Origin of the sequence: Pseudonocardia sp. SID8383, from assembly GCF_009864975.1 — a bacterium.
GTDB lineage: Bacteria > Actinomycetota > Actinomycetes > Mycobacteriales > Pseudonocardiaceae > Pseudonocardia > Pseudonocardia alni.
This window is the reverse complement of sequence record NZ_WWFY01001176.1, coordinates 1-8057: the sequence shown is the minus strand read 5'-3', so window position 1 is coordinate 8057 and position 8057 is coordinate 1. Positions and strand designations below refer to the sequence as shown.

The window sequence follows — 8057 nt, the reverse complement described above, 5'->3', positions numbered from 1 at the left end:
ACACGTCCTGTGCGGCCAGGCGCAGGTCGGCCTCGGCCGGTCCGACGCCGAGCCCGGTCACGGGCGTGACGACGGCGAGCGTGCCGCTCGCGACGGCGGCCGCGGTGGCGACGTGACGCAGCCCGGGCCGCAGCCCGGCCTGCGCCCGATGTCGGTGTCGGGGCACGACGGTCTCTCCTCCGGCACGCGGACCGGCCGGGCTGCGGGGGAGCGTCGGGATCGGGGGATCCCGGCCCGTCGGGGGGTACCGGACCGCGTGTTCAGTGATCGGACGGTAGCGAATGTCCCGTGATGTCCGATCTTCGCGGGCCGTTCGTGGCGGCGACCGCACCCGGCCGTGCGACGAGTGGCACGGATCGGGCACCCCGCACGTCTTTACCCGACCGGACGTTCGGTGCAAAAGTGGCGCGGTCCGGGACACCGCCGCCCCGGGTCAGGGGAGGACGCATGACCGAGCAGCAGGCCGGGCCCGGCGCGGGCCCGACGAGCGCCGCCGACACGACCGGCTCCGCGCCCGCGCAGGTGCGCCGGGTCGCCGCGACGAGCGCGATCGGCACGACGATCGAGTGGTACGACTTCTTCATCTACGCCACGGCCGCGGCCCTGGTGTTCAATAGCCAGTTCTTCACCACGATGTCCGCGGCCTCGGGCACCCTGGCCGCGTTCGCGACCCTCGGGGTCGGGCTGGTGGCGCGTCCGCTCGGCGGCATTGTGTGGGGGCACTTCGGCGACCGCCTCGGCCGCAAGAAGATGCTGGTCCTCTCGCTGCTGCTGATGGGCGTGGCCACCGTCGGCGTCGGCCTGCTGCCCACCTACGGCCAGATCGGCGTCGCGGCCCCGGTGCTGCTCGTCGTGCTGCGCCTGCTGCAGGGTCTCTCGGCCGGCGGTGAGTGGGGCGGCGCAGCGCTGATGGCGGTCGAGCACGCCCCGCCCGGCAGGCGCGGACGCTACGGCTCGTTCCCGCAGATCGGGGTGCCCGCCGGGCTGATCCTGGCCCAGCTGGTGTTCCTCGTCGTGTCCAACCTGACCACCCCCGAGCAGTTCGCCGCGTGGGGCTGGCGGATCCCGTTCCTGCTGTCGATCCTGCTCGTCGTCGTCGGGCTCGTGATCCGGCTGCGGGTCGAGGAGAGCCCGGTGTTCGCGATGCTGCGGCAGAACCGCGGCCGCAGCCGCGCCCCGATCCTGGAGGTGTTCCGGCACCGTCCGCGCGAGCTGGTGCTGGCCTCGGTCAGCTTCGTCGCGAACAACGCGATCGGCTACATCTTCCTGGCCTACCTGCTCTCCTACGGCACCCAGGTGCTCGAGGTCCCGCGGAACACCATGATCGTCGTCGTGATCATCGGCTCGCTGAGCTGGCTGGTCAGCATCGTCGGCGGCGCGGTCTGGTCCGACCGGGTGGGCCGCAAGCGCGCCTATCTGGTGGGCTCGGTACTGCTCGTGGTGTGGCCGGTGCCGTTCTTCCTGCTGCTCGACACCACCGGGTTCGCCGCGATGGTCGTCGCGGTCGTCGTGCTCACGGTGGGGCTGGGCCTGTCCTACGGCCCGCAGTCCGCGTTGTTCGCGGAGATGTTCGAGGCCCGCTTCCGCTACAGCGGCGCCTCGTTCTCCTACGCCGTCGGCGCCGTGCTGGGCGGTGGGTTCGCACCGCTGATCGCTGCCGCCCTGCAGCAGGGCTACGGCACGTCGATGGCGGTCGCGGCCTACATGGTCGTCGTCGCCGTGATCTCGCTGGTCGCGGTGCTGCTCATCCGGGAGACGCACCGCCCGGCCGCGCCCGCCCGGCTCTCCTGACGACGGCGGTGCCCCGGACGTGGTGTCCGGGGCACCGGAGCGGCCTAGATCGAGCGGTGCCGGCCGTTGCCGAGCGGGGCCGAGAGGTCCCGGGCCCGGCGACGCCCGGCCACGGCGCCCTCGGCGGGCCGCTCGTCGACGGTGCCGGGGCCGTCGGAGGACATCGAGCGGGCCTGCTCGGCCAGCTCGCGGGTCACGCAGGGCCAGGTGGCGCTGACTCCCGTCGCGTCCCGGCACTCACGGCAGAAGCCCTGCGCGTCGGGGGTGTGTTCCGCCAGGGTCCGCTCCAGCAGATCCGGCATCTCGGACAGGATGTTCGCGAGCGCCACGACTCACCTCCAGGTCGAATGCAGGCGACAGTAGTGGTCGGGTTCACCCGCCCCCGGCGGGGCGGGGGGCCCGTCGGCCGGTGTCCGCCGGTCCACTCAGGACCCGGCGTTCCCGCTGCTGGCGAGGGGTGTGCGGGATCGAGCCGAGGAACTCCGGCGGTCCAGTCGCCCGGTGTGACGCCGCCCCGTCGGCACAGGGCTGCCCCGTCCGCTCGGTGAACCGTGTCACCGATCGGCGACCGGTTCCGGCGACACGACGACACGCACCACCGCTGCGCCGGACGTGCGATCGGGTCACTCCTCGGCACCGCCGGAGGGCTCAGTGGGTCACCCCCGTCCGGACCCGAGGCGCTGCGGCGTCCGCGTCGCGCCCCGCGGCCGGCCCGCCCTCAGCCTGCCGGGACCTCCCGTTCGATCTCGTCGAGCCAGATCGTCGCCGACAGGTCCGAGGGGGCCCGCCAGTCCCCGCGGGGTGACAGCGCGCCGCCCGCGGACACCTTCGGGCCGTTCGGCAGCGCGGAGCGCTTGAACTGCGCGAACTGGAAGAACCGCCGCGCGAAGACCTGCAGCCAGTGCCGGATCTCGGCGGGGGAGTAGGCGGGCCGCTCGTCGTCGGGGAACCCGGGCGGCCACTGGCCCGCGGCGGCGTCGGACCAGGCGTGCCCGGCCAGGAACGCGATCTTCGACGGCCGGAAGCCGTGCCGCAGCGTGTACCAGAGCGTGAAGTCCTGCAGCGCGTACGGACCGACGGTGGCCTGGCTGGACTGCACCTCGGTCGTCCCGTCCGAGGGCACCAGCTCCGGGGTGATCTCGGTGTCGAGCACCGAGCGCAGCACCGCCGACACCCCGGGCGGGAACTGCTCGGAGGAGACCACCCAGCGGATGAGGTGCTGCATCAGCGTCTTCGGGACGCCGCCGTTGACGTTGTAGTGCGACATCTGGTCGCCGACGCCGTAGGTGGACCAGCCGAGCGCGATCTCCGACAGGTCCCCGGTGCCGAGCACGATCCCGCCGCGCTGGTTCGCCAGCCGGAACAGGTAGTCGGTGCGCAGCCCGGCCTGGACGTTCTCGAAGGTGACGTCGTAGACGGGCTCGCCCCGGCCGAAGGGGTGGTCGATCTCCGACAGCATCGTCCGCGCGGTGCCGGTGATGTCGATCGTGGCGAAGGTGACGCCGAGGGCCTCGGACAGCGCGACGGCGTTGTTGCGGGTGTGGTCGGAGGTGGCGAAGCCGGGCATGGTGAAGGCGAGGATGTCGGTACGCGGGCGGCCGAGACGGTCCATCGCCCGCGCCGCGACGATCAGGGCGTGGGTGGAGTCGAGCCCGCCGGACACGCCGATCACGACCTTCGGCTGGCCGATCGCCCGCAGCCGCTGCTCCAGCCCGGCGACCTGGATCGAGTAGGCCTCGAAGCAGTCCTGCTCCAGGCGCGCCGGGTCGGCGGGCACGAACGGGAAACGCTCCACGGTGCGGCGCAGGCCGATGTCGTGGCCGGGCGGGTCGAGCCGGAACGCCACCGTGCGGAAGGCGTCGGTGCGGGCGGCGTGGGTGCGACGGTTGTCGTCGAAGGTGCCCTGGCGGCGGCGCTCGCCGGCGATCAGGTCCAGGTCGACGTCGGCGACCGCGTGCCGCGCGCCCTGCGGGAAGCGCCCGGACTCCGCGAGCAGCACACCGTTCTCGTAGATCATGGTCTGGCCGTCCCACGAGACGTCCGTGGTCGACTCGCCCTCACCCGCGGCGGCGTAGACGTAGGCGGCCAGGCAGCGCGCCGACGCCGAGCGCGACAGCAGGTGCCGGGTGTCGGCCCGGCCGACCGTGATCGGTGAGCCGGACAGGTTCGCCAGCACCGTCGCCCCGGCCAGCGCCGCCTCCGCCGACGGCGGGATCGGCACCCAGTAGTCCTCGCAGACCTCGGCGTGGAGCACGAAGCCGGGCAGGTCCTCGGCGGCGAAGAGCAGGTCCGTACCGAAGGGGACGTCGGTGGCGCCGAGCCGGATCGAGGCGCCGCGGACGTCGTCCCCGGGGGCGGTCTGGCGACGCTCGTAGAACTCGCGGTAGGTCGGCAGGTAGGACTTCGGGGCGACGCCCAGGATCCGGCCCCGGTGGATCACGATCGCGCAGTTGTAGAGGCGGTGGCGGTACCGCAGCGGTGCCCCGACCACGAGGACCGGCAGCAGGTCCGCGGTCGCCTCGACGAGGGAGAGCAGTCCGGTCTCGACGGTCTCCAGCAGCGTGTCCTGCATCAGGACGTCCTCGATGGAGTAGCCCGAGAGCGTCAGCTCGGGGAACACCACCAGCCCGACGCCGTCGTCGGCGCAGGTCCGGGCGGTCTCCAGCACGGCGGCGACGTTCGCGGCCGGGTCGGCCATCGTGGTGTGCAGGGTCGCCGCGGCGGTGCGCAGGAAGTGGTGGCGGTAGACGGAGCGGAAGTCCACGCCGTCATTCTGACCGGTGGGTGCTCAGCTCCGCCGACCCGCCAGCATCCGCGCCGCCGCGCAGGCGACCCCGGTGGCGACGAGCAGCCCGAGCAGCACCGCCCAGCCCGCCCCGACCGACCCGCCGGCCAGCACTACCCCGAGCGAGCCCAGCCACGCCAGCGGCACCAGCAGCCACAGCGCCAGGCCGTGCAGCACCTTCGGGATCTCCCCGACGCCGGCCGCGATCACGATCCACACCACCCCGGCGAGCAGCCCGCCGACGAGCAGCAGGGTGCCGACTCCCTCCCAGACCACGTGTGTCTCCTTCCTAGGGGTCGGGCACCGGCAGCACACGCTGCGGCACACCGGGCCCGTCGTCGATCGTGACACCCGCCGGCGTCGCGGGCGGGACCAGCGGCCCCAGCAGGTGCGCACCCAGCCAGTCCACCAGGTCCGGCAGCTGCGCGCGGACGGCGTTCTGGTTGTGTCCGCCACCCGGGTAGAGCCGGGTGTCGACGGTCACCGGTGGCGCGGCGGCCGCGCGGATCCGGTCCGCGGCGGCCCGCTCCTCGGGCTCGTCGGTGCCCGCGGTGACCAGCATCGCCAGGGGCGCGGGCCGCTCGCCCAGCAGCGCGACGACGTCGTTGGCCGCGGCCAGGTCGGGCCGCCCGGCGAACAGATCCCCGGTGACGACGTCGTCGGGGGTGCGGTCGTAGCCGCTCTGGCTGACCGCGAGCGCGTAGGTGCGCGGGTGGCGCAGCGCCAGGTTCATCGCGCAGTAGCCGCCCGAGGACCAGCCGGCCAGCGCCCAGGCGCCGCGGTCGGGCCGCACCCGCAGGTGCCGGGTCGTCCAGTCGACGAGGTCGGTGGTCAGGTAGGTGTCGTCGGCCGCGCCGTGCTGGGCGTCGACGCACTCCTGGTCGTGGCCGAACCGGGGTTCGCCGTTGATGTCGGGGACCACCAGCACGACCGGCGGGATGCGGTGCGCGGCGATCGCGGCGTCGAGCACGTCGGGCACCGTGAACAGCGCGGCCACCTCGCGGGGCTCACCGGGGAACCCGGGCAGCCACTCGACGACCGGGAAGCGGGCCCGCGGGTGCTCGGTGTAGCCGGGCGGGAGGTAGACGTCGGCGTCGCGGTCGATGCCGGACACGGCCCCGTGCAGGGTCATGTGCAGCGTGGAGCCCAGCCCCTGCGCCGAGCGGGCGGCGACCAGCGGCATCGCCGCGTCGAGGCCCGCACCGTCCGGGCCGATGTCGGCGACCGAGCCCTCGCCGGGGTCGGGGGAGGACCCGATCAGCGAGCCGACGGTGGGGAAGAAGCCGCCGAGCAGGTTCGCCCCGGCCGCGGCGGCCGCGAGCACGGCCACGGCCGAGACGACCACGAGCAGCGTCCGGGCCACCCGGCGCAGCCGGTGCCACACCCCACCGGTGAGGGCGAGCAGCAGCACCGCCGCCACCGTCGGCACGACCACCGCGGCGACGACGTCGAGGCGCAGCTCGGAGGCGTGGATCACGGCGCCGCCCCCGCGCGGACCCGGCTCACCGGCGCAGCAGCCGCAGCAGCGCCGGCGGGCGGCCGCCGAAGCCCTCGGCCTCGAGTACGACGAACAGCACCCGCGGCAGGTCGCGGACGGCGGGGAACAGCACGTAGCGCGGGTACCAGCTCGGGCGGAACTTCGCGTTGAACCGGTAGAGCGAGTCGATCTGCCACCAACGCGACGCGATCCGCAGTACCCGGGCCCAGCCGCGGGCGACCGGTCCGGCGCCGATCCGCTCGCCGCGCTCCAGGGCGGAGCGGAACATCGCGAAGTTCAGCGACACCCGCTTCACACCATGGTCCTTCGCGGCCGCCATCAGCTCGGCGATCATCAGCTCGTTGACGCCGTTGTCGGCGTCGGCGTCGCGGACCATGAGGTCCAGCGAGAGCCCGTCGCGGCCCCAGGGGACCAGCTGCAGCATCCCGGACGGCTCGCCGTCCCGGAGCGCGGTGACGATCACCGCGTCCGGGTCGGAGGGGTCCGCGACCCGCGAGGACGCCATCGAGAATCCGCGCTCGTCCTCGGCGCCGCGCCAGCGGTGCGCGCGCTCGGCGACCCGCATCCGTGCGGTCTCGTCGAGGTCCCGCAGCCGCGTCACCTCGACGGTGTGCCCGCTGCGCTGCATCCGGTTGACGGTCTGGCGGACCCCGCGCATGGGGCGTCCGTCCAGGCTGAACGATGCCGTCTCCAGTACCGCCTCGTCGCCGAGCTCGAGGGCGTCGAGACCGGCCTTGGACCAGGCGGTCGCGCCGCGCTCGGAACAACCCAGCACCGCGGGCGACCAGCCGTAGCGGGTGCAGATGCCGAGGAAGGCCTCGATCGCGCCGGGCCAGGCGCCGACGTCGCCGACGGGATCGCCCGAGGCCAGCGCGACCCCGGCGAGCACCCGGTAGGACACCGCGGACTTGCCACCGTGGGCGAACACCGCGGCCTTGTCACGGCGCAGGGCGAAGTACCCCAGCGAGTCGCCGTCGCGCTGGTCGAGCAGGGCGCGCAGGCGCTGCTCGTCGTCGGGGTCGAGCGACGGGCGCGGCTCCGGCGAGCGCAGCAGGTGGTACCCGGCGACGACGAGCGCGACCACCCCGAAGGTCAGCCCGATCGCCGAGGTCAGGTCGTCGAGCCACACGGCGCGCTGCTCGAACTCGACCGGTCCGGTCACCCCGATCAGCGACAGCGCCGCGTGCGCGGCCTGCGCGGCGATCGACGGGTCGCCGACGAGCCGGCGCGGGTTGAGCGCGAGCAGCACCCAGACGATGAGGAAGCCGGACAGCCCGAACTGCAGCAGCGACCGGACCGACCGGCCGAGCCCTCCCGGGTCCTGCCGGGCGACGAAGTAGCGGCGCGTCGCGATCAGCGCCGCCAGCAGCGCGACGACCAGCACCGCGGGCCCGATGCCGCGCCGCTGGTCCAGCACGTGCAGCAGGTTGACCACGACGAGGAACGTCGTCGTCGCGGTCGCCACCCACCAGGCGCGCTTCTTGCGCCGGCGCAGCCCGGTGGCCAGCAGCAGCAGGCCGACCCCGGCGAGCGCGGTCACGACCAGCGACGCCAGGCCCAGACCCGCGGGCAGGCCCAGGGTGCTGCGCAGCTCGCTCCCGATGACCCGGCGGGGCGCGGGCAGCACCGCCGCGACGACGGTCAGCGCACCGACGATCCGGGCCGCCCAGACCACGGCGCGGACGACGGCGGCCTCGGACAACCGTCGTCTGCGGGCCTCCGGGTCCGGCGCCGGGGCCGCTCCGCGCGTGCGGACGTCCCCGTGCTCGTCCCGGTGCTCGTCCCCGGTGGTCCCGGGCGGGCCGGAGCCCTCAGAGCCCGTCACGCGTTCCTCCTGTCGATCCCGTCGCCGGTGGCGGACCACCGGCGACGCCCGAGCGGGCCACCGGACCCGGCAGCCGGGTGCCGAGCGCGTCCAGCTCCGCGGCGACGACGTCGGCCGCCGGTGTCCCGGGCGCCGCGGTCACCGACCCCGACGCTAGC

Annotated in this window: 6 protein-coding genes; 1 reads left to right on the top strand and 5 read right to left on the bottom strand. The window is 74.3% G+C overall.

Annotation, left to right across the window (positions count from 1 at the left end; genetic code table 11):
* The first annotated feature begins 447 nt into the window (after nucleotides 1-447).
* Complete coding sequence (locus GTW08_RS28680) at nucleotides 448-1791, top strand: MFS transporter (RefSeq protein ID WP_073578540.1); 1344 nt, start codon at nucleotides 448-450, stop codon at nucleotides 1789-1791.
* Nucleotides 1792-1835: 44 nt separating this feature from the next.
* Here the strand turns inward: GTW08_RS28680 and GTW08_RS28675 are convergent, their stop codons facing one another.
* The 5 genes from GTW08_RS28675 to GTW08_RS28655 form a co-directional block, all read right to left on the bottom strand.
* A complete protein-coding gene (locus GTW08_RS28675; protein ID WP_073578539.1) occupies nucleotides 1836-2120 on the bottom strand; it encodes a hypothetical protein in 285 nt (94 codons plus the stop codon).
* Between the two features lie 389 nt (nucleotides 2121-2509).
* Nucleotides 2510-4555, bottom strand: a complete 2046-nt coding sequence (locus GTW08_RS28670; protein ID WP_073578538.1) for an NAD(+) synthase — start codon at nucleotides 4553-4555, stop codon at nucleotides 2510-2512.
* A 24-nt stretch (nucleotides 4556-4579) separates the two neighbouring features.
* Complete coding sequence (locus tag GTW08_RS28665; protein ID WP_073578537.1) at nucleotides 4580-4852, bottom strand: hypothetical protein; 273 nt, start codon at nucleotides 4850-4852, stop codon at nucleotides 4580-4582.
* Between the two features lie 13 nt (nucleotides 4853-4865).
* Nucleotides 4866-6053 carry an alpha/beta hydrolase gene (locus GTW08_RS28660; RefSeq protein ID WP_083659173.1) on the bottom strand — a complete coding sequence of 396 codons (1188 nt, stop codon included), beginning with the start codon at nucleotides 6051-6053 and terminating at the stop codon, nucleotides 4866-4868.
* 25 nt (nucleotides 6054-6078) lie between these two features.
* Nucleotides 6079-7899, bottom strand: coding sequence for a GNAT family N-acetyltransferase (locus GTW08_RS28655; protein ID WP_083659172.1), 1821 nt, complete (start codon nucleotides 7897-7899; stop codon nucleotides 6079-6081).
* Between the last annotated feature and the right edge of the window lie 158 nt (nucleotides 7900-8057).

What these genes read in the sequence shown, in the direction of transcription:
- GTW08_RS28680 (WP_073578540.1), top strand. Translation starts at nt 448, where the DNA reads ATGACCGAGCAGCAGGCCGGGCCCGGCGCGGGCCCGACGAGCGCCGCC.